We start from the raw sequence: 22,401 nt of genomic DNA, 5'->3' as shown, positions 1-22,401 counted from the left end.
GAGGGGTTCCCGAGTGGCCAAAGGGAGCAGACTGTAAATCTGCCGGCACTGCCTTCGATGGTTCGAATCCGTCCCCCTCCACCATATTGAAAAAGCCAGCTCATTGAGCTGGCTTTTTTCGTTCTATAGCTCTATTTTTTCAATGGCTTACCTAACTATTTGGCTAAATCTAGCCTCACTCAACGCGCGATTCTTAGTGATCTTTCGTTAAGTAGTACGACACCTAGGTACTTTTAACTAGCTCTGCTTGAGAGGGAATCCAAGTGTTAGTTGGTTTATTTAGGTCAATGGAATCAAGCCATTGATCATCTCCGTTAGCGTTAGCTTTACCTTCACCATTCCCTACTGTGCGACTCATCGCTGCCTCATAACAACCCTATTAAAGTCGACTTCAACCACTCGTATTGTCTCGATAGATTTAGAGTCTCTGATCTTCAGGCATAAAAAATCCCGCACGAAAGCGGGATTTTATTAAGACTAAATTGAATACTTAAGATAATTAACCTTGAATACCGACGATCAACCACGGTGCATTTGGCACAGTTAGGTCACGCTCTAGGTGCCAGATATCTTCGATTTCTTCTTCGACACCTTCTTCAGCATCACGGTAACGACCACTGAACTGTAAGCTGAGCTGTGCCTTACTTGCGTCATAATCTGCACGAACAATTTCAGCATCAACGTACATCACATCTGTGTGCTGCTCACCATCTAACTTCGCACGTTCTGCTTTCAAGTCTTCAAACAGGCTTGCCGAAACGTATTCTTCAATCGTGTGCAGCTGATTGTGGTTCCAAGCACCTTGCAGGATTCGGTAGTGCTCACGAGAGCCGTTGATGAATGCCGATTGGTCAAAACCCGGTGGGTAGTTATGCGGGATATCAGTTTGTGCGCCGAAACCACCAAAGCCACCAGCATTTGTGTTTGGTTGTTGTTCAAAATTCTGCATGTTTGGCTGCTCGAACTTAGTGTTGTTACCACCAAAGGCTGGCTGCTGACGATGCTGATTCATACTGCCCTGCTTAGCACCAAGCATGCCTCGCATCAGTTTGAAGATAACGAATGCGATCAAACCAATAATTAGGATATCCATAAACTGGATACCTTCAAACGCACCACCAAAGAATGCTGCCAGAAGACCACCAGCAAGAAGACCACCAAGTAAGCCGCCCATCAAACCTTTTTTGCTTGATGATTTAGCACCTTGTTCTTTACCAATGGTGTTTGTGTTTTGTTGCTGCTGTTTAGGAGCAGGCGCGGTTTTGTAACTCTTACCAAAAGACTTACCACCACCAAATTTCTTCGCTTCTGCGATAGGCGTTACGGCAACAGTAAACATCAGTAGGGCGACAATCGAAAATAAACGTTTCATCGTTATCCTTAAAATTGACGATATGTACTTAATCATGCTGATTGATGATGAAGCAAACAAGCATCCATATCAGTAGCACGCTAAATATGAGATGTAACCATCATACTCCGTCAGATACAACAATGAAACATTCCATAATAGAAGACATGTATCAGAATATTGCCAAGCAATAGGTTTCTGACTGGTTTGTGTTATTGACGGTGATTCAGTAGCTGTCTATCATATTGAACGTTGTTCAATAAGTAGTTTTAGATTATGGCGCGCAGAAACGATCACACCAGAGAAGAGTTAGTCAACTTGACCCTTACTACGGTCAAAGACTTTTTAGACGAAAACTCTTACCACGAGCTCAGTCTTCGTAAGATTGCTAACATGATTGGTTACGTGCCAAGCACTTTAGTAAACATTTTCGGCAACTATAACTTGTTGCTTTTACACGCGGTTGCTCAAACGTTAGATGAGCTACAACAAGAAGCAGTGAAAGCGACCAAGAACAGTAAAGATGCCCACCAGGCCTTATTTGAACTGGCTTATTGTTATCACGATTTCGCGCAAAAACACCCACATCGTTGGCAGTTAGTTTTTGAGCACAATATGAATGGCGCAGAACTTCCTGAATGGCATGCAAAACGCATCGACGGTATGACTGGCATGCTAGAATCCTTACTTGCTCAAATCGCACCGCACCGTACTGAGTCTGAAGTACTTCAAGCGAGTCGCGTATTGTGGTCCGGAGTACATGGAATCACGCTACTAAGCGTTGATGATAAGTTTTTCTCTAGTGAACCTATTGATGGTAAAGAGCTTATTGATAACCTGATTTCAAACTATCTGATCAGCTGGTAATAAAGGATTATTCATGTCATCAGACAGCCAGTCGTCCTTGCTTAGGCAACGAAAGTTCCTTCCCTATTTTATTACCCAGTTTTTTGGTGCTTTCAACGACAATATCTTCAAAAATGTGCTGTTGCTGTTTGTCGCCTTTGCGGGGTCTAGTGCACTGCCCGTTTCTAGCAACTTATTTATCAACTTAGCCGCTGGCTTGTTCATCCTCCCGTTCTTTCTATTTTCCGCATCAGCAGGGGTGCTGGCCGATAAGTATGAAAAATCTTGGTTTATCCGCAAGGTAAAACTGTTCGAGATAGGCATAATGTTGCTTGGGGCTATAGGTTTCATTACCGAGAGCTACGGTGTTTTACTCCTACTGTTATTCCTGATGGGCACGCAGTCAGCATTCTTCGGCCCAGTCAAATATGCATTGCTACCACAACAACTTAACGAGAAAGAACTCGTTCCGGGCAATGCACTAGTAGAAGCTGGTACCTTTATTGCTATTTTGATCGGTACACTAGGCGCAGGGCTGATTGCTTCCGCAGATAACGCTAAATACCTTGCTGCATTTTGTGTGGTTATCTTTGCCCTTCTTGGCTACTTATCAAGCCGTTCAATTCCCTTTGCTTCCGCTAGCGCTCCCGATATTCAATTTAAATGGCAGCCATACAAACAAACCAAACACACGCTTTCTATTGCCAAGTCTGACCGCATCGTCTTCCAATGCATCATGGCAATCAGCTGGTTCTGGTTCTTAGGCGCGGCTTACCTCACCCAGTTCCCTAATTTCACGAAAGAGTATTTGAATGGTACAGAGAGCGCGGTTTCATTTCTGTTAGCTTTGTTCTCGGTCGGTATTGCTGTTGGCTCAATGGCCTGTAACTGGCTCTCAAACCACAGAATTGAAGTAGGAATCGTACCGATTGGTGCTCTAGGTATCACCATATTCGGCTTCTTGATGGCGACATCTATTCCTACAGACTTACCTCGATTTCATACCTTTGTTGAGTTTGTAAGCTTCGACGCTTTTTGGCCGCTGTTCTTCTATCTACTAATGATCGGAATCTCTGGCGGCTTGTTCATCGTACCGCTGTACGCGCTTATGCAACACAGAGCAAAAGAGGCAGAGCGAGCACAAGTCATTGCGGGGCTAAACATCTTTAACTCGTTGTTTATGGTGGGTAGCGCAATATTGGGTATCGTCTGCCTAAGCGTGCTTGAAATGACCATCCCTCAATTGTTCGCTCTATTGGCTGTTTTAAATTTCTTAGTTGCGGCATACATTTTCCTGCAAATCCCAATTTTCGTTGTGCGCTTTGCTATGTGGGTAGTCACTCACACGATTTACCGCGTGAAACACAAGAATTTGCACCACCTTCCTGAGCATGGTGGTGCATTAATCGTATGTAATCATGTGAGTTATATGGACTCGCTACTATTAAGTGCGGTTTGCCCACGCTTGATTCGCTTTGTGATGGAAGAAGATTACGCCAACCTTCCACCTCTACGACGTTTTCTTCGCCGAGCTGGTGTGATTCCGATCTCGGCCAGCAATCGCACTTCTATTCGTCGTGCATTCAGTGATGTTGAGGCGGCACTAAGTGAGGGGCATATTGTGTGTATTTTCCCTGAAGGTCGTTTGACATCAGATGGTGAGATGAACGAGTTTATGCGCGGTATAGACATCATCCTTCGTCGTAGCCCTGTTCCAGTGATACCAATGGCGTTGAAAGGCTTATGGGGCAGCTACTTCAGTCGCGCAAAAGGCCGAGCATGTAAGGGCTTACCAACGCGTTTCTGGTCTAGACTGGAAATCGAAGCTGGTACACCTGTCGATCCAAAACATGCCACAGCACAAGCTATGTTTGAGAAAGTAAAAGCACTTCGCGGCGACTGGCGCTAAACTCAAACAGAACAATTCTTAATTTTTGAACATGCGTTTAGTTTTTCTGAACGCACGTTCAATTCATTAAGACTTTCTGACCATAGGCGTTACGATATACTCTGCGCTTTAACTCACTACAACGAAGACACCCTTGAATACAAAGAATATCCCCTTTGGATTGGCACTGCTGTTTTGTTTAACCCCTTTTGTGTCCTCTCCTATCGCGCTTGTGATCGGTTTTCTTTTGGCGAGTTTTAGCCTAGTACCGACAGAGCTTCCTATTGCTTCATTTACCAAGAAGCTGCTTTCTTATTCCATTATTGGTTTGGGCTTTGGGATTCACTTTGACCAAGCGCTCGCGGTCACGTCTGATGGAATAGGTCTAATCATCGCGACCATCCTTGGCACACTTGTGATCGGCATGATGATTGCCAAAGCAATAAAACTTGAACGCACAACGGCGTATTTGATTGCTTCTGGTACTGCCATTTGTGGTGGTAGTGCGATTGCTGCTGTCGCTCCAGCGATCAAAGCAAAGGACGAACAAATCGGTCTTGCACTTGCAACGGTTTTCGTTCTGAACTCACTGGCGCTGTTTATCTTCCCTGTAATTGGTCACGCTATTGGTTTGGATCAGCATACGTTCGGAACGTGGGCTGCGATTGCAATTCACGATACCTCTTCCGTTGTGGGTGCGGCATCTGCTTACGGTGAAGAAGCATTGACTACCGCAACCACATTGAAGCTTGCTCGCGCATTGTGGATCATTCCTGTCGCACTAGTTAGTGCCGTGATCTTTTCTCGTGGAAACGGTAAAGAAGGTAAAAGCAAGTTAGTGATTCCTTACTTCATTTTCTGGTACTGCGCTGCTATTGCATTCAGCGACTTCTTCCCGCAATTTGAAGTGGTGTATCAAGGCATCTTTGCTATTGCTAAGCAAGCTCTTGTGGTGTGTCTGTTCTTGATTGGTTGCAGTATTTCAGTATCGAAGCTGAAGTCGGCAGGGGCAAAACCATTATTGTTTGGTGTCACACTGTGGGTGCTGATTTCTACAACATCACTCGGTTGGCTACTGCTGAGCTAAACCTTAATTAACTTTCTGTGGCTGGGTGAGCTCTGCTTTTTTCGCGCTCTGGTTTTTGTGTACCAACACTAAAGCTATCGCGACCAGAAAGGCGGTTAGCTCAGCCAATGAGCGCGTTAGTCCCTCAGTGCTCATCGCAAGGCCAATTTGTAGCAACACCGCTGCCACCAAAGCTAATTTTATCATCCTGAACCTTATGCTTTATTTCTTAATCTTTAAGCATAATTATGATTCAGAGTTATAAGGATTCGAAATTCCCTTTTCGACTAATTCATTGCTAAATCAACTAAGTTGGCTCTCCACCCATGAAATGAAAGTCTTCACTTTAGGGCGGTGCTCATACCCAGATGGACAGAGTAAATCATACCCCTGCTGAGTATCCATCGTAGGGTAAGGGCTCACTAGTTCTCCTTTGTCTAAGAGATCTTTGACAAACCGATAGCGTCCCATCGCAACACCAACATTGTTTCTCGCGGCTAACACAGCCATATCACGGTGACTAACACAATAAAAGTTTTGGAAAACATCCACATCTAATGCCATGTGAGACACCCACCTCTGCCATACGTCAGAGCCTAATGCATGAATAAAATTAATACGGTGTAGAGAGGCGAGCCCATCTTCTAAAATATTCATCTCTTTCATGTACTGTGGTGTGCAAACAGGAATGTACTTTTCACCAAACAATCGCTGACGATAAACATCAACAAGGTGCTCAGTATCATAAAAAATAGCCACATCGATCTGATTTGTTACAAGATCTAACTGACTTTCTTGCGCAAATAGATTGAGATTGAAACCTGAGTAATGGCGCTTAAAGTCCGCAACCCTTGGCATTAACCAACCGTTTAAGAATCCAGGAGAGGCGGCAATGTTTATCTCGCCCACTAAATCCGTCGACTTTATTTCTTCAATCTCATTAAAAATGGTACTGAGCGATGTAGATAACGTCTTTTGAAAACGACGCCCTTCCTCTGTCAGCTCAAGCTTTCTCGTACCGCGAACGAACAAGGTAAAACCCAGCTCTTGCTCGAGTACTTTAATGCGATGACTAACCGCACCTTGGGTTAAATGCAACTCCTTCGCTGCATGAGTAAAACTAAGGTGCTTCGCTGCGATACTAAAGGTATGAAGATTCCTAAGCAGTAATTGTTGGTTAGCCATGACACACCATGCATTAAAAATATTAATTCATGATAGTAGTGAATTCGTTTGTTTGCGTCGATAATTAAGTTTCAAATAGTCCCTAGAAACTTAATAAAAACGCCAATTTCCAGCATAGATCATATTCTGGGAGGCATTAAAAATTATAGGGGCAAATATGAATATACTCGGCTACATGCAAAAAGTCGGTAAGGCGTTGATGGTTCCCGTAGCGACACTACCCGCTGCGGCAATCTTGATGGGCATAGGATACTGGATTGACCCTGTTGGGTGGGGCTCAGAAAGCGTACTGGCCGCATTTCTAATCAAATCTGGTGGTGCCATCATCGATAACATGGCAGTGCTATTTGCCGTCGGTGTTGCTTTTGGTCTAAGCAGAGACAAGAATGGCTCTGCCGCACTTTCCGGCTTTATTTGTTTTATGGTTTTAACCACATTGCTTGCGCCAGGAGCGGTCACTCAACTGATGGGCATCACAGCAGATGAGGTGCCTGATGCGTTCAACAAGATTAATAACCAGTTTATCGGTATCTTAGTCGGCATAATCTCAGCGGAGATTTACAACCGTTACTCTGGAGTCGAGTTACCTAAGGCATTAGCGTTCTTCAGTGGAAAACGCCTAGTTCCGATCCTAACTTCCATTGCTGGTATGGCATTGGCCTTCGTTCTGCTTTACGTTTGGCCTGTGATTTACGATGCACTGATCATTTTCGGCACTAAGTTGGAAGCAATGGGCGCTGTCGGTGCCGGTCTTTTTGGTTTCTTCAACCGCCTGATGCTGACCATCGGCATGCACCACGCGCTTTACCCAGTGTTCTGGTTTGATGTAGTTGGGATTAATGACATTCCAAACTTCCTCGGTGGTGCACAATCTATTGCGAATGGCACTGCGGTTGTTGGCCAAACTGGTATGTACCAAGCAGGCTTCTTCCCTATCATGATGTTTGGTCTGCCGGGCGCTGCGCTTGCGATGTACCACTGCGCAGATAAAGAGAACAAAAACAAAGTATTTTCTATCATGCTTGCCGCTGCAATGGCGTCTTTCTTCACAGGCATCACCGAGCCACTAGAGTTCAGCTTTATGTTCCTAGCGCCTGTGCTTTACCTAATCCACGCAGTACTAACGGGCATTTCTATGTACATTGCTGCAAGCATGCAATGGATGGCAGGCTTCGGTTTCTCCGCTGGGTTCGTAGACTTTGTGCTTTCAAGCCAAAATCCACTAGCAACCAAATGGTACATGTTGATCCCACAAGGTTTAGTGTTCTTCGCTCTGTACTACACGATATTCCGCTTCGCGATCGTTAAGTTCAACCTGCGCACTCCGGGTCGTGGCGAAGACATGGAGAAGGAAGTAACAGAAAACGTTGGCGAACTTGCAAAAGATTACATTGCCGCTATCGGTGGTGCAGATAACCTCCTAGAGGTAGACAACTGTATTACCCGCCTACGCTTAACCGTAAAAGATTCCTCACTGGCTGACGAAGCAAAACTAAAACAGCTCGGGGCAGCAGGTGTAGTTTGTATTGGTAAAGGTGGCCTGCAAGTCATCATCGGCCTAGGTAAAGTAGATAAAGTAGCGGAGCAAATGAAAGTCGCCCTCGCTAACTAAAGAATTGTGGTGACTCACCATCACCACATCCCCCTGAAGTGCAATAACGCTTAGTCACCGTTTTGCACTTCATTTTTTAACCAGTCTTTTACCGCTTTGCGCGATACTTTAATTCCTCCAGCCAATAAGGTTTGAGGCATTACATAATACGCGACCGGCCATTTGAATTTTTCTAGCTTAGTTTGCAGGTGTTGCTCGTATTGAGCTTTGTCCAGTAATGAATCCGTCTGCATCACTGCTACTGGTCGATGTCCAAATTCCACATCTTCTACCGGTACAACGATGCTCTGCGAAATACTCTCTATTTGGTTCAGTGCCGCTTCTATCTCTTCACAATGAACGTTTTCTCCACCAGAGATAAATTGGTTGTCTGCTCGACCAATAATCTTGAGTTCATCCCCTTGCCACTCTCCGAGATCCTTACTGTCGAACCAACCGTTTTCATTCAGAAGTGAGGTAACTGAGCCTTGTTTGAAATAGCCTGCTGCTAGCGTTTGCCCACCGATATAAATACGTTGTTCCACCAGCTTAATATCGCGGTTTTGCAACAGATGCCCCGCATTGCTGATGCTATCGATTCGCTTAGCTGTTACGGTAGACGCAGCTTCTGTCATGCCATAGCCTAGCCAAGTTTCAATACCCTGCTGTGTTGCTCGCAGTGCCAACTCATGGGCAACATGACTGCCGCCGAGTAAGACATGCGTGAGAGACAATTCGACTTGTTCATCCAGTAAACGCTTAAGCTGCGTCGCAACGAGAGAGGCATGAGAGACACCAAGAATATCATCAGCAAGATTCCCGTTTCCTACTTTGAGCGTTGCGCCTGCAAACAACCAACGGTAGACAATCGCTAAGCCTGAAACGTGGTAAAGCGGCAAGGAAAGCAGCCAGATTTCTTTATGGTTGAATCGAAACTCGGCTAATAAACCTTGAGCTGAAGAAAGGTGCTGACGATGAGTATGTACCACGGCTTTAGGGGTGCCTGTTGAGCCAGAGGTAAACACAATAGACGCTAAAGCATCATGTGCGTAGCCTTCGTTTGAAGTACTAACGTCACTTTGCGATTCGAAATCCAGAGTAGACAGTTGAATGATACAAAGTTGCGATAACTGCTGTTCAGAGTAGCCACTGGCAACACCATCAGCAAACCACACAAAACGTTGTTGGGTTGGCTTATATAGCGTCGTTAACTTACCTGAAAGTGCATCAAATGGCTGCGGCATGGTCAACGCAGCAATTGCGCCTATCTGCTGCGCAGCAAGATAAAACCACAGGGTTTCAACTTGGTTCTTACCGACTAACGTCACCACGTCTCCACTCGTGACACCCAGTTGTTGAAGGTTGCGAGCGTACAAGTCGACACGAGCAGTCAATTGTTGCCAGTTAACTTGTTCTTTGGTTGTTTCCAGCGCAATAGAAAAAGGGCTCATTTGAGCCCAATATTTCCATGGTGCAATCGCAATCGTCTCTATGCTGAATGCCACACTAACTCCTGCTCTGATAGCGGAATAATTGGAAGTTCACATTTAGGCCAACCCTGTTCCAATTGCGCTTTGTACAAGCCAATTGTATCCAAGCCAGGGATTTCATTCGGCAGTTGCCATTGAGCTAAACGTGCTAACTGGTTCAGACCCAAGCTGGATTCAATACTTGAGCTTATCACAGCTTTGATACCCAGAGTTTTAGCCTTCTCAATCAGCTTAATACAAAACTCAACCGAGCCGATCAACGTTGGCTTAATAATGATGGTCTTCACACCGGTAAGATCTTCTAGGCGGAAGTCTTCACGACGAACCGCATCCTGTAGCGTTTCATCCCACGCGATAGCAATCCCCGTGTTGATAGCAAACGACAGACTGTCACCCGGAGAGCGGCATGGTTCTTCCAAGAAGGTGATACGCTGACGCAGTGATGGGGCAATATACTTAGCAAACTGCTGCGCTTTTTCTGGCGTCCAAGCACGGTTTGCATCAAGGCGAAGTGTCAGCTGCGGTATCGACTCAAGAAATAAGTTCACTAGCATGCCGTCGCGAATCGGTTCGTATAGACCCACTTTTACCTTCGCAACTTTCTCGCCTTCCATCTCGTTCAGTTTAGGAATCAGCTCATCAGGGTCACCATTACACAGGGGCGCAGCTTGATACTGCCCTTGTACCGGTAGACCGCCTTCTAGCTCAAGTTGAGCCATCGATAAGCCAAACGCCACAGACGGATACATGTGGTTGTAATCCACGGGTAAATCCGCAACCCAACGCTCCGCTTGAGCTTGCAGTTGAACACCAGCGTCTTCGGTACCTTCAAGGCTAAAGCCCGTTAAAGGTGCAACTTCACCACGACCAATTTTGTCGCCATCCGTTAATTCAAGAATGAAGCCAACACGCTCAGTCAGTTTGTTGTCACGTAATATAACGCCACTGTCCATTGGTAGAGAGTAACGATAAATCTTCGCTTTACGCATAATTCGAATCCTATGTAATACCATATATTCTGAACTTTTTAGCGAGAGAACCCGCTAACCTCCCAGAGGGCGAGGCGCTCAGGACGAAAAACGAAACAGAGGAGCACAAAGGCTCCTCTTCTATACGGATTATGGGTTACGAGGGAACTTATCGAAGTCTGGGCGACGTTTCTCGTTGAATGCGTTACGACCTTCTTGGCCTTCATCTGTCATGTAGAACATCATGGTTGCGTTACCAGCCAGTTCTTGCAAGCCCGCTTGACCATCACAGTCCGCGTTCAATGCGGCTTTCAAGCAACGCAGTGCCATTGGGCTGTGTTGCAGTACTTCACGACACCAACGAACGGTTTCTTTCTCTAGATCCGCTAGTGGCACTACTGTGTTTACTAGACCCATGTCTACCGCTTCTTGAGCGTTGTAGAAACGACATAGGAACCAGATTTCGCGAGCTTTCTTCTGACCTACGATACGAGCCATGTAAGACGCGCCCCAACCGCCATCAAAAGAGCCCACCTTAGGACCAGTTTGACCAAATTGTGCATTCTCCGCCGCAATCGTCAGGTCACACATCATGTGCAACACGTGACCACCACCGACAGCCCAACCTGCGACCGATGCGATCACTGGTTTTGGACAAGTACGAATATCGCGTTGGAAGTCTAATACGTTTAGGTGGTGCGTACCTTGGTCGTCTTTGTAGCCGCCGTAGTCGCCACGGATCTTCTGGTCACCGCCAGAACAGAACGCATCTTCACCTAGACCTGTCAGGATGATCACACCAACAGTCGAGTCATAACGCGCATCTGCCAGTGCATCAATCATCTCTTTTACAGTTTGAGGACGGAAAGCATTACGTACCTGTGGACGTGCAATGGTAATTTTCGCGATACCATCAACAGACTTGTGATAGTGGATATCCTCGTATTTCTCGCTGCAATCTTTCCATTGAACCGGAGCGTAAAGTTCTTCTTCAGAAATGCCTACTGTTTTAGCCATGGTGATTCCCATTGTTCTCGTTGCTCTCACTGAAAGTGAGAATGAATTATTTGATTAATCTGTATCGCAAACTTTTGGGGTTGCTCTTGATGAGCGTTATGCCCTGCCCCCTCAATTTGTCGATATGCCAACCCGCTCATTTCTGCCAGTTGACTGAATTTTTTGTCTTTAGCACCGCACACGTAATACAGCGGAACCGCTTGTTGTTGCAGTGCTGGTAGCAAATAACCTTGCTTAGCCAAAGAAGTCGCAAGCAACATATCTGCGACTGACGAGCCAAGATTAGCACTTCGTTTTGTCACTAATGTTTGTCTTTGCTCATGGTTTAGTGAAGAAAAGACCAACTGTTGGTACCAATCGTTCAAAACACAAGCAAGAGGCTCAATTTTGAAACGCTTTGCCCAGCGAGTGTCATTCTTTAATCTGGCCTGCTTATCTGACTCGTTTTGTAGACCGAAGTTTCCTCCTTCAACAATGGCACCACAAATATTGAGATCTGAAAAACACTGGTGCGCAAGGCCATGCATAGCAATGCGTCCCCCCATTGAGTAACCAATCAAAATAAGCGGCTGTTGTGAAGGAAATAGTAAAGATAGTGTGGAATTGAGCAATTTGCAGCAATCATCTAGATCACGGCAAGAAATAGATTGGCTTTGACCATGACCAGGAAGGTCAATCGTCACACGTTCGAATTGAGGTAACGCGTTTGAGCATAGATGCCAATCCGCTCCGCTACCTAACAAGCCATGCAAAAACACCAGAGTAGGCAAAGTGCTACCTTGGTGCTTTTCCGTTGCTGAAAAGTGCTCAGAATAGAGCATGCAAATTCTTGTTGAACGATTTTAAATGCTCAACAGCTTGGTTAGACGGCGTTTGCACTTCAATCACCAATGCGCCTTGCCCTGAAGCAAAATGCTCAGAAACCAAAGATTGGTATTCTGCTAATGAGCTTGGTTGACGATACTCTAAACCAAACTGCTTCGCGGCGTGCTCAAAGTCGTAACCATGAGGCATTTGGTAGAACGACTCACGATGTTCCTGCGGCACCGGCAGTAAATCAAAAATCGCGCCGCCATCATTGTTCGTAATCACCAACACTGACGGTAACTTACTGTGCGTAAACAACGCCAGTGAATTCAACCCATACAATGCCGACGTATCACCAATAAACATTAACATCGGGTTCTGGCGCGCGCGTTGCACCCCGCTTGCCGTTGCAAACAGACCATCAATGCCTGAAGCACCACGGTTGGTAAACACTTCAGTATTGTCGAGCTTCCCAAACATATCAATTAAGCGAACAAACAAGCTGTTACCCACAAACAGGTCAACACCTTTTGCGCGCTCTGCAACATCAATGGCTAATGCAATCTCGCTTAGCTCACTCTTAGGATCAGAAACGAACAAACCTTTTGCATGCTGAGTCACTTGCTTAATGTCAGTCGCAAGGTCGTCTGCCCAACCAGTATATTCCGATTCAAACTCTGTGGTACGTTCTACCCAAGAGCTCGGTTGTTCAGCCCAATGCCATTGTGGCAAGTGGCTTTGATTATCACGGTCTAAACGTGGAGAAACATACCAGTATTGAATATCTCTACCATGTTGGCTACGCGAAACATGTTTATCGAGCCAGTGGTTAAAACGCTTGGAGATGATTCGGCTACCAAATTGAACCACTAAATCACAGCTATCTAACTGGCTCGCCAATCTTGGATGCTGCAACCACATATCAAAATGGGCCCAATCCGAACTCACACCACTTTGAGGATCAGCCAAAACAGGCCACCCCATTTGCTCAGCAAACGAACGTGCGGCCTGTGCTTGGGCTAAAGGCAAACTCCCAATGACCACGATACCTTTGTTGTCACCACAGCTTGGAATCGCACTGTTCGTTTTCGGGTTGAATCGTTGACAATAAGTCACGCGACTTTCTTTCCAACCAGCAACCGTATCGAGGTAATCTTGGTGAGTACTTTTTTCTACGTTTGAGTATAACGGCTCAGGGAAGGCACAGTTGATGTGTACCGCACTGCCTTTTAGCCGCTGCGTGAACATCACTTCATCCACAGAGGTCAAAAGCCAGTTGAGTGGCGTAGACAATGTCGGGCTTGGCAAATTCAGACTGTCAGAAACATGCTGTGAGAAAATACCAAGTTGATTGATGGCTTGATTTGCACCACACCCTACCAACTCGACTGGTCTATCGGCAGTCAATACCACCAGCTTTTCACCAGTGAGTTTTGCCTCTGCAATAGCGGGCAACAGATTGGCGACGGCAGTACCAGAGGTCACGATCAATGCCACAGGCTCTCTACTGGCTTTCGCTAGCCCTAATGCCATAAAGCCCAAACCACGCTCATCAAAGTGCGTGTGAATGGTAAAATTTGGATTATCCGCCGCCTCCACCGTTAAAGGGGTAGAGCGAGAACCTGGTGCAATACAGATATGATTTACACCAAAGCGGTTTAATTCTGTCAGGATGGTTTCAGACCAAATTCGATTTAAAACAGCTTGATCAGCATTCATGATGCAACCCCAAGCGGTGGGTGGTCTGAAATAAGAGAAAGTAACGTTGACATTTTTTTATCTAACTCGGCCCATTCATGCTCTGCAATGGAACCTGGAACAATACCCGCGCCAGCAAACAGTTGAACTTGTTCTTCAAGGATCAACGCACTTCTGATTGCGACACAAAACTCTGCACGCTCATGGCTGATATAACCCATGGAGCCTGCATACCAGCCGCGTGCAAACGGCTCATTATCTAAAATAAACTGCATCGACTCTTTACGGGGCAACCCAGCAACGGCGGCTGTCGGCTGTAAAGCAGAGAGTAACTGAACGCCATTAATGCCCGTTTTAAGATCCGCATGGATATTACGCTTTAAATGCTGCACTTTTCTCAGGCGAACCAAACGAGGATCAGTTTCAACTTCAACGCTTTCTGAGTGGGGTGAAAGACGTTCAATAATGTCGTCCACCACATACTGGTTCTCATTGAGGTTCTTAGAATCTTGAGATAGCCAGTTCGCCAACTCCATATCTTGAGTCGCATTCTCGCCACGGCCTATCGTACCGGCCAATGCTTCTGTATGTAGCTCGTGTCCGATACGCGAATACAAACGCTCTGGTGTGGATCCCATAAAGCTGTGTTTACTGTCTAAGCTCAACAGAAAATGAAAACTATGATGGTTGTTGAGGTAGCTCGCTTTCAATAGCTGCGCAGCAGAAAGTGTCGAATCTAAATGAACAGTCGATTTGCGAGCCAACACCACTTTTTTAAACTCGTCATTGTCGATACCAGTGAGCACCTTCTCTACCAAATTATTCCATTGTGGCTCTGTCGGAGCGTGATCAATCGAACGGATATGAGAAGAGATTGGTGCTAAGCTAGGCACATCAGAGACCAGCTTTTTCAAGCCTGCTAATGTACGAGTTTTATCTTCTGCGATATTCACCGCAAGTGACCATTGCTGGTCAAACCGAATCAACTCAATTTGCGGAAGAAAAAAGAAGGATGGCATACAGCGACGATTTTTCTCGTGCTGACCGTCAAATGAACGACCGCCCCATACGCGTTGGCCTTCACCAAGGATCGTATAGGCAGGTCCAGGCTCGACAAAGGAGTGGAGTTGGCCTAGAGCAACAACTTCTTCACGAGTATCACGGGACTGCCAGTAAAACTTGGGAAAAAGTGGTTGTGCTTCAAGCCAGTCTATAAACGCGAAATTGGGTTTCTCGCTGAGTGGCTCGATTAAACGTGTTTGATTGCCTTCCGTTTGCTGAACTCGCTCGATAATTCTATTTACGGCTTGATGGAACTGTGACAAATCAACCTCGAAACGTGTGAGGATAAAGGATAACTGACGGCTACTCTAAGTTTAGACCCAAAGCAAATCAAGGTCGTATACGATCTTTTGCAAATTCCTGTGATACCAACAGAACAAAACTTAATCACCAAACGGATAATTTACAGATTTTTATTCTAATAAAAAACAAATTATTGTATTTTAATAAAGAAATTAACGATTTTTTAGGAATTAAGCAATGCAAAATATCGGGATGTCGTCAAAACTCGACAATGTCTGCTACGACATTAGGGGTCCTGTACTCAAACATGCTAAACGCATGGAGGAAGAGGGGCATAAAATCCTAAAGCTAAACATTGGTAACCCCGCCCCATTTGGTTTTGACGCCCCTGATGAGATTCTAGTAGATGTCATTCGTAATCTGCCAACTTCTCAAGGCTATTGTGATTCCAAAGGCATTTATTCGGCGCGCAAAGCTGTCGTGCAGCACTATCAGCGCAAAGGCATCCGATCGTTAGATGTTGAAGATGTATACGTTGGTAACGGTGTATCAGAGCTGATCGTGATGGCGATGCAAGCATTACTGAACAATGGCGACGAAATGCTGATCCCTGCGCCAGACTACCCGCTTTGGACGGCATCTGTTGCTTTGTCTGGCGGTAAACCTGTGCATTATATCTGTGATGAAGGGGCAGACTGGTACCCAGACCTTGAAGACATCAAAAAGAAAATCACGCCAAAAACCCGTGGTATTGTTCTTATCAACCCGAACAACCCAACAGGTGCGGTATACAGTCGTGATTTCCTATTAGAAGTTATCGAGATTGCGCGCCAACACAACCTGATCATCTTCGCTGATGAAATCTACGACAAAGTCCTTTACGACGGCGCGACACACACCTCGGTTGCAACGCTAACAGAAGATGTATTGGTGATGACGTTCAACGGTCTTTCAAAAGCGTATCGCGTTTGTGGTTTCCGTGGTGGTTGGATGTTCCTAACGGGTCCTAAACATCTAGCACAAGGTTACATCAATGGCTTAGAACTGCTTTCTTCGATGCGTTTATGTGCCAACGTACCAATGCAACATGCGATTCAAACCGCATTGGGTGGCTACCAGAGTATTAATGAGCTGATCTTGCCGGGTGGTCGTTTGCTTGAGCAACGTAACCGAGCTTACGAACTGATCAACCAGATCCCTGGTGTTTCATGTGTGAAGCCGAAAGGTGCGATGTATTTATTCCCGAAAATCGACACCAAGATGTACAACATTAAGAATGACCAACAAATGGTGCTCGACTTCTTGAAGCAAGAAAAAGTACTTCTGGTACAAGGTTCTGGCTTTAACTGGCCGAAACCGGATCACTTCCGTATTGTTACACTGCCGCACGTAGAAGATCTCGAAACCGCGATTGGCCGCTTTGAGCGTTTCCTATCAACGTATAGCCAGTAGTAATTACTGCTGATCTCTCATATGCTTAGAGGAGCTCCTAGTGAGCTCCTTTTTCGTATCAAATACCAATGTCACTTACGAACGGTTTGTGGGATCGGTACATAGGAGAGTGCAATGAAAGAAAGCCATTTTTTCGCCCACTTGGCCCGAATGAAGCTCATCCAACGCTGGCCACTGATGCGCTCAGTCTCGCCAGAAAATGTCTCTGAACACAGCTTACAAGTTGCCTTCGTAGCGCATGCCCTAGCATTAATTAAAAACAAAAAATTCGGCGGTACACTAAACCCTGAACGTATCGCTATACTCGCCATGTACCATGATTCGAGTGAAGTACTCACTGGGGATCTACCGACCCCCGTTAAGTACTACAACCCTGAAATTTCTAAAGAATATAAGAAGATTGAAGCAGCGGCAGAACAAAAACTGCTCTCAATGTTACCTGAAGAGTTTCAAGATGATTTCGCACCCTACTTGCTCTCGCATTCCGCTCATGAAGAAGACGCGAAAATCGTTAAGCAAGCAGATTCTATCTGTGCGTACCTTAAATGCTTGGAAGAACTCAGTGCAGGTAATCACGAATTTGCCTTGGCAAAGAAACGCTTAGATATCACATTGCAAGAACGCAAAACACCGGAAATGGAATACTTCCTTCATACCTTTGCCCCAAGTTTTGAATTATCGCTGGATGAAATTAGCTAGTTGATGGAGAGAAATGTGTCATTTGAATTAAACGCTTTATGGCAAGAACGCCATGATGATGAACATAAAATCCGCCGCGATGACCATCGTAGCCCGTATCAACGTGATCGTGCACGCATTCTGCATTCTGCAGCATTTCGACGCTTACAAGCGAAGACCCAAGTGCATGGCAACAGCTTGGAAGATTTTCACCGAACTCGACTCACCCACTCTCTAGAAGCAGCGCAGCTTGGAACAGGTATTGTTGCCCAACTAAAAAAGAAGCAACCTGAATTTCGAGATCTACTGCCGTCTGACAGCTTGATCGATTCATTGTGTCTCGCACACGACATTGGTCATCCCCCTTATGGGCATGGTGGTGAAGTCGCCTTAAACTACATGATGCGTGATCACGGCGGCTTTGAAGGCAATGCTCAAACCTTCCGTATCGTCACCAAGCTTGAACCTTATACCGAGCACTTCGGCATGAACCTATCACGTCGCGCTTTACTCGGTTTAATAAAGTACCCAGCTCTGCTTAGTCAAACACGCTCCACGCGCCTACCGGACCCGGTTGAGCATCAACGCAAACTCAAAGCCAAAGATTGGAGCCCTGCCAAAGGCATTTATGATTGCGATAAGGATTTATTCGATTGGGTCATTGCGCCCCTGACCGAAAACGACAAAGCACTACTAAGCCAAATGCGTTGCCGCCCTGAATCAGACTTGGAGCACTGTAAAACTCGGTTTAAGTCTTTGGACTGCTCAATAATGGAGCTAGCGGACGACATCGCCTATGGCGTACATGATTTAGAAGATGCCATTGTGCTTGGTATGGTAACTCGACAGCAGTGGCAAGAAGGGGCAGCAAGCCAGCTTGCAGATTGCGGAGACCCTTGGTTTGAAGAACACATCGGTTCCATCGGTCAAATGTTGTTTAGTGGTAAACATCATCGACGTAAAGACGCGATTGGTGGCATGGTTAACGCCCTATTGACGAGTATTTCAATCAAAGTAGTTGATGAGCCATTCAATAACCACTTACTGGCTTGGAACGCCTGTTTAGAACCTCATATGGCAAAAGCACTAGAAGTATTGAAACACTTCGTGAGCCAATATGTGATTCAAATTCATCAAGTACAGATTGTTGAATACAAAGGCCAGCAAATCATCATGGATTTATTTGAAGCGCTCAGTGCAGATCCTGAACGCTTGCTACCCAAACACACTCAAGAACTTTGGAAAGAAGCAATGGATGAGAGTGCAAAAATGCGCGTCATTGCAGATTACATCTCAGCGATGACCGACGGCCATGCACAGAAGCTGCACCGTCAGTTGTTTTCTTCAATTGTCTTATAGAGAATGCTCTATAGATTCGCTACTCACCTTTCAGATAGTTCTTCTCAAATACGCCCGGAGGCATCTGGGCGATTTGAAATTCAATCATCTTCTCAAAAGCAATCAACAAAGGAGTAAGATCCTCGCTAGGTTGAAGTAACGAGAGCGCATGAAACCCCGCTTCTACCGTCGACAAGCTGTTATCAGAAGGCGCTTTACGAATCGTATAATGACCTTGTAAGTCTTCCGGTAGTTTAACCGTCTGGATAGTATGAAGGTTCGTCGACAGTTGCCACATCTTGTAGGCTTTCTTCCAAGTACCGTCGAGTAAGATTAAACGTGTTTTCTTATCGGGCACTTCTGCAACCGTCGCCAATTCTGAAAGGCACAACGATTGCTCTGAAGGGTAAAGAATGAAATGTTGGTAGGTTTCATCTTCAAGCAACGCATTCAAGGCCGCACTGTCAGAAAAGTCTTCTCCAATCAGGCAAGTACAATGATTTAGGCTCAAATTGAGAATCCGTGCCGTACCAAGAGGACGATGTTCTTCACTCGTATGCTGAAGAATGATAAGTTCAACCTCGCTTGCTAGCGGTACAATCCATTGGCAAATACAGGCTTTGCGCGATTTTCCACACTGAGAACAATAACGAGACATAGAGTGAACCTTTATACATTGCTGAGCATCATCAGCGTTATCTGTTTAATTCTTCAATTCGAACCCATGGCAAGTCTGACTGAATGGCATGCTTACAATATACGCCATGGCGAATGGTGGCGAATCGTAACAGGAAATCTCACGCATACCAACTTTGCTCATCTCGGCATGAATCTCGCTGGATTATGGGTTATTGGTTTTATCTTTCGACCGACAGCACGTAACTTCACCATCGTATTTTTGATTCTTTGTTCATTTGTCGGTGCGATGAATCTTTTTACCAATATGTCAGTTTATGTCGGGTTGTCAGGTGTATTGCATGGACTCTTTGGTTTCTGGGCGCTCAGTGAGGTTTTCGACGGCAGAAGAAGCAGTTTGGTGTTGGTAGGTGGCTTAATTGCAAAAGTCGCGTGGGAGCAATTCTACGGCCCCTCCACTAGTACTGCAGCTATGATTGGCGCACGTGTTGCGGTTGACGCTCATTTATTTGGTGCAATTGGTGGTTTAGGCATGGCTTGGTTGGAAAAGTTAATGCATCGCCGGATCTTTGGTTAAACCAGCTAAGCGATCTTTGGCCTTCCTCAAATTTAAATCTGACCAAATAAAAAATCCCGAACCGGTAATGAGGATTGGTTCGGGAAAGCAGTAATAGGAAACAGAAACTTCGCTTTTCAATGGCCAAAATGTATTTACAGCAAAATTCGCTCTTGGTTTTTCTTCACCGTTGCTTCCCCAATGCCTTTCACTTTGCTTAGGTCCGCTGCCGTTTTGAATGGACCGTGCTCTTCACGATACTCTACTATCTGTTCGGCTTTCTTCTCGCCAATACCATTAAGTAATGTCGCGATCTCTTCCGCTGAAGCGGTATTCACATTAACAGTAATCTCAATACCTTCGTATTTCGACGATTTCGACTTTGTTGTCTCACCGCCGGCCGCCCATCCCACTGGTGCCAATAGCATTAAGCACAGCGTTAACATCCATTTCATATTGAGTGCTCCTCCTGAGTTATCTTGTCAAAGTACTGACTACTCTAGATAAACCGAGCACGGCATTGAAGTGACTTCAGATAAAAATAAAACGGGCCGCTAATGCGACCCGTTTTAGTTAACATGCAAATTACATTCGTAGTGCTTAGTTGCTCACAACAAAGTACTCGATGTCAGTGTTTGCGCGTAGTACTGCGATAACAGAAGTAAGATCTTGTTGTGAAGAAGCACGTTGCATCTGCATTGCTACTTGCTCTTCTAAAGAAGCATCTAGTTCAGCTTTCACAGCATCAAGCTCGATAACCACGATGTTACCAGCAAGGTCTTTTGACTGACCGTAAACAGGCTTGTCATCAACTGGTTTCGCCATAGCAAATACTGTGCTCGCCAGTGAAGAACGACGGTCTACGGTTTCTTGCTCACCAAACGTTAGATTGTTTTCAGCAAGGATAGCCGTGTTGCCTTCTTTAAGCGCCGCAACCACTTTCGTACCTAGCTCGATGGCACCCTGTTCGCCTTTTACGCGAGACAATTCAGCAACAACTTGGTCTTTCACTTCTGCAAGAGGAAGTACGGTCTCGTCACGAGCATCTTCAACGCGAACAACAATGATGTGCTCAGGTGCGACTTCGATTGCTTCAGAGTTTAGACCATCTTCTTTCACTTCTGGGCTTAGAATCGCTTGCATTACTGCTTGGTTCTTAAGCACTTCAGGCGCGTCAACTTGAGAAATGAAGTCTGTCGTTTTCACTTCTTGGCCAACCGCTTTAGAAGCGTCGTCTAGAGAGTCAGGGAATTCAAACGCTACTTTCTCTAGCTCGTTTTGTAGCTCGTAGAATTGATCAACTGCTTTTTGGTCAACCATCTCTTGTTTGATTTCAGCTGCGACTTCAGAGAAAGGCTTAGCAACAGAGTCTTTAAGCTCTTCAAGCTTGATGATGTGGTAGCCAAAGTCAGACTTCACTAGACCAGTCACGTCACCAGGGTTCTTAAGTGCGAACGCCGCTTCTTCGAATGCAGGGTCCATTACATCGCGCTCAATCCAACCTAGGTCGCCGCCGTTTTCAGCACTGCCAAAGTCGTCAGATTTTTCTTCTGCTAGCTTAGCGAAATCTGCACCACCGTTAAGTTCATCAAGAATGGCTTGTGCTTTCGCTTCATCATCACCTTCAACTAGGATATGTGCGACGCGACGTTGCTCTTCTGAAGAGTATTTATCTAGGTGATCATCGTAGTATTTCTTAACTTCTTCGTCAGAAACTTGGATTTGCTTTTTCAGTGCTTCAGCTGATAGTTCAATGTAAGCGACTTTTACTTGCTCTGGGCGAGTAAACATATCTGGATTTGCTTTGTAGTACTCTTGAATTTCTTCATCAGTAAGATCTACTTTTTTAGCAAACTCAGCTAAGTCGATAGTCACAGTACGAACGTCACGAGTTTGTGTGAACAGCTTACCTTCTGACTGAACTTCACCTGGTAGAGTGAACTCACTGGTTTGTAGAGCGTTAAGCAGTTGCTCACGAACCAATTCACGACGCATGTACTCTGCAAATGAATCTGGAGAGAAACCAGCACGGCGCAAAGAAGCTTGGTAGATATCTTGGTCAAATTGGCCGTTAGACTGGAACTGAGGCATGTCTAGAATCATGCTACGTACTTGAGCATCGCTGATGCGTAGACCTAGTGCTTCAGCTTGTTGATCAAGCAACACATCGTTGATCATACGATCTAGAACTGATTTGCGGAAAGATTCAACGTATGCAGGGTCTGCTAGCAACTGAGAGAAGTTGTCACCCAATTGAGCTTGCATGCGGTTACGCTCATTTTGGTAAGCCATTTCGAACTCACCACGAGCGATCTCGGTATTACCTACTTTCGCCGCAGAGTTGTTGTTACCACCAACAATGTAGCTACCTACACCTGCAAATACGAAAGATAGAATGATAAGTCCAAGGATAATTTTGACCGCGATGCTATTCACGCCTTCGCGTAGTCGATCCATCATAATTTAACTGCTCTCCACAATTGAAGCCGACTGCTTCTAATAGAAAATGTAATGTCGCGATAATATCAG

The 22,401-nt window shown here is 45.5% G+C and carries 21 protein-coding genes; 8 read left to right on the top strand and 13 right to left on the bottom strand.

Translation table 11 applies throughout. From position 1 onward, the window contains the following. Positions 1–223 precede the first annotated feature (223 nt). Together VJL_RS30210 and VJL_RS16275 are read right to left on the bottom strand one after the other, a co-directional pair. Positions 224–358, bottom strand: coding sequence for a hypothetical protein (locus VJL_RS30210; RefSeq protein ID WP_265101992.1), 135 nt, complete (start codon positions 356–358; stop codon positions 224–226). A gap of 141 nt (positions 359–499) precedes the next feature. Beyond that, positions 500–1,372 carry a Tim44 domain-containing protein gene (locus VJL_RS16275; protein ID WP_038879452.1) on the bottom strand — a complete coding sequence of 291 codons (873 nt, stop codon included), beginning with the start codon at positions 1,370–1,372 and terminating at the stop codon, positions 500–502. A 255-nt stretch (positions 1,373–1,627) separates the two neighbouring features. Here VJL_RS16275 and VJL_RS16270 point away from each other — a divergent pair, with 255 nt between their 5' ends. From VJL_RS16270 to VJL_RS16260, 3 genes are all read left to right on the top strand, one after another. Then, positions 1,628–2,218 (top strand): TetR/AcrR family transcriptional regulator, encoded by a 591-nt coding sequence (locus VJL_RS16270; RefSeq protein ID WP_038865527.1) that lies wholly within the window; start codon positions 1,628–1,630, stop codon positions 2,216–2,218. A gap of 13 nt (positions 2,219–2,231) precedes the next feature. Beyond that, positions 2,232–4,106 (top strand): MFS transporter, encoded by a 1,875-nt coding sequence (locus VJL_RS16265; RefSeq protein ID WP_038879450.1) that lies wholly within the window; start codon positions 2,232–2,234, stop codon positions 4,104–4,106. Between the two features lie 133 nt (positions 4,107–4,239). Then, complete coding sequence (locus VJL_RS16260; protein ID WP_152436659.1) at positions 4,240–5,172, top strand: putative sulfate exporter family transporter; 933 nt, start codon at positions 4,240–4,242, stop codon at positions 5,170–5,172. A 3-nt stretch (positions 5,173–5,175) separates the two neighbouring features. Here the strand turns inward: VJL_RS16260 and VJL_RS16255 are convergent, their stop codons facing one another. After that, on the bottom strand, positions 5,176–5,358 hold the full coding sequence (locus VJL_RS16255; protein WP_038865532.1) for a hypothetical protein: 183 nt from the start codon (positions 5,356–5,358) through the stop codon (positions 5,176–5,178). Between the two features lie 96 nt (positions 5,359–5,454). Beyond that, positions 5,455–6,336: a LysR substrate-binding domain-containing protein gene (locus VJL_RS16250; RefSeq protein WP_038879445.1), complete on the bottom strand. Its 882-nt coding sequence runs from the start codon at positions 6,334–6,336 to the stop codon at positions 5,455–5,457. 157 nt (positions 6,337–6,493) lie between these two features. Between VJL_RS16250 and nagE the strand changes: the two genes are divergently transcribed. After that, a complete protein-coding gene (gene nagE, locus VJL_RS16245; protein ID WP_038879443.1) occupies positions 6,494–7,948 on the top strand; it encodes an N-acetylglucosamine-specific PTS transporter subunit IIBC in 1,455 nt (484 codons plus the stop codon). A gap of 50 nt (positions 7,949–7,998) precedes the next feature. Here nagE and menE read toward each other — a convergent pair whose 3' ends face one another. The 6 genes from menE to VJL_RS16215 all read right to left on the bottom strand — a co-directional run bounded on the left by menE (position 7,999) and on the right by VJL_RS16215 (position 15,232). After that, complete coding sequence (gene menE, locus VJL_RS16240; RefSeq protein ID WP_038879440.1) at positions 7,999–9,432, bottom strand: o-succinylbenzoate--CoA ligase; 1,434 nt, start codon at positions 9,430–9,432, stop codon at positions 7,999–8,001. Further along, complete coding sequence (gene menC / locus VJL_RS16235) at positions 9,417–10,406, bottom strand: o-succinylbenzoate synthase (RefSeq protein WP_038879437.1); 990 nt, start codon at positions 10,404–10,406, stop codon at positions 9,417–9,419. Before menC ends, menE begins: the two co-directional genes overlap by 16 nt. A 129-nt stretch (positions 10,407–10,535) precedes the next feature. Then, the gene (menB, locus tag VJL_RS16230; RefSeq protein ID WP_038879434.1) at positions 10,536–11,402 is read right to left on the bottom strand and encodes a 1,4-dihydroxy-2-naphthoyl-CoA synthase; all 867 of its coding nucleotides are present in this window, start codon (positions 11,400–11,402) and stop codon (positions 10,536–10,538) included. A gap of 26 nt (positions 11,403–11,428) precedes the next feature. Further along, on the bottom strand, positions 11,429–12,223 hold the full coding sequence (menH, locus tag VJL_RS16225) for a 2-succinyl-6-hydroxy-2,4-cyclohexadiene-1-carboxylate synthase (RefSeq protein WP_038879431.1): 795 nt from the start codon (positions 12,221–12,223) through the stop codon (positions 11,429–11,431). Then, on the bottom strand, positions 12,210–13,928 hold the full coding sequence (menD, locus tag VJL_RS16220) for a 2-succinyl-5-enolpyruvyl-6-hydroxy-3-cyclohexene-1-carboxylic-acid synthase (protein ID WP_038879428.1): 1,719 nt from the start codon (positions 13,926–13,928) through the stop codon (positions 12,210–12,212). The genes menH and menD overlap by 14 nt, the downstream gene beginning before the upstream one ends. Continuing rightward, the gene (locus tag VJL_RS16215; protein WP_038879424.1) at positions 13,925–15,232 is read right to left on the bottom strand and encodes an isochorismate synthase; all 1,308 of its coding nucleotides are present in this window, start codon (positions 15,230–15,232) and stop codon (positions 13,925–13,927) included. Before VJL_RS16215 ends, menD begins: the two co-directional genes overlap by 4 nt. A 217-nt stretch (positions 15,233–15,449) precedes the next feature. Here VJL_RS16215 and VJL_RS16210 point away from each other — a divergent pair, with 217 nt between their 5' ends. The 3 genes from VJL_RS16210 (at position 15,450) to VJL_RS16200 (ending at position 18,701) form a co-directional block, all read left to right on the top strand. Continuing rightward, a complete protein-coding gene (locus tag VJL_RS16210) occupies positions 15,450–16,664 on the top strand; it encodes a pyridoxal phosphate-dependent aminotransferase (protein WP_005437583.1) in 1,215 nt (404 codons plus the stop codon). A 114-nt stretch (positions 16,665–16,778) separates the two neighbouring features. Beyond that, complete coding sequence (yfbR, locus tag VJL_RS16205) at positions 16,779–17,363, top strand: 5'-deoxynucleotidase (RefSeq protein WP_038865545.1); 585 nt, start codon at positions 16,779–16,781, stop codon at positions 17,361–17,363. A 3-nt stretch (positions 17,364–17,366) separates the two neighbouring features. Continuing rightward, positions 17,367–18,701 carry an anti-phage deoxyguanosine triphosphatase gene (locus tag VJL_RS16200; protein WP_042602167.1) on the top strand — a complete coding sequence of 445 codons (1,335 nt, stop codon included), beginning with the start codon at positions 17,367–17,369 and terminating at the stop codon, positions 18,699–18,701. Between the two features lie 19 nt (positions 18,702–18,720). On the opposite strand, the gene VJL_RS16195 is transcribed toward VJL_RS16200, so the two are convergent. Continuing rightward, positions 18,721–19,338, bottom strand: a complete 618-nt coding sequence (locus VJL_RS16195; RefSeq protein ID WP_038879423.1) for a tRNA-uridine aminocarboxypropyltransferase — start codon at positions 19,336–19,338, stop codon at positions 18,721–18,723. A 3-nt stretch (positions 19,339–19,341) separates the two neighbouring features. Between VJL_RS16195 and rrtA the strand changes: the two genes are divergently transcribed. Next, positions 19,342–19,893 (top strand): rhombosortase, encoded by a 552-nt coding sequence (gene rrtA, locus VJL_RS16190; protein WP_038879420.1) that lies wholly within the window; start codon positions 19,342–19,344, stop codon positions 19,891–19,893. A 134-nt stretch (positions 19,894–20,027) separates the two neighbouring features. On the opposite strand, the gene VJL_RS16185 is transcribed toward rrtA, so the two are convergent. Together VJL_RS16185 and ppiD are read right to left on the bottom strand one after the other, a co-directional pair. Beyond that, the gene (locus tag VJL_RS16185; RefSeq protein ID WP_038865551.1) at positions 20,028–20,327 is read right to left on the bottom strand and encodes a ComEA family DNA-binding protein; all 300 of its coding nucleotides are present in this window, start codon (positions 20,325–20,327) and stop codon (positions 20,028–20,030) included. 145 nt (positions 20,328–20,472) lie between these two features. Beyond that, entirely contained in the window at positions 20,473–22,332 is a 1,860-nt protein-coding gene (gene ppiD, locus VJL_RS16180) for a peptidylprolyl isomerase (RefSeq protein ID WP_038879417.1), read from the bottom strand. Between the last annotated feature and the right edge of the window lie 69 nt (positions 22,333–22,401).

The sequence above is a fragment of the Vibrio jasicida CAIM 1864 = LMG 25398 genome (assembly GCF_000400365.1).
Classification (GTDB): domain Bacteria; phylum Pseudomonadota; class Gammaproteobacteria; order Enterobacterales; family Vibrionaceae; genus Vibrio; species Vibrio jasicida.
Note: the sequence above shows the minus strand (reverse complement) of the source record. Positions and strands in the feature narration are given on the sequence as shown.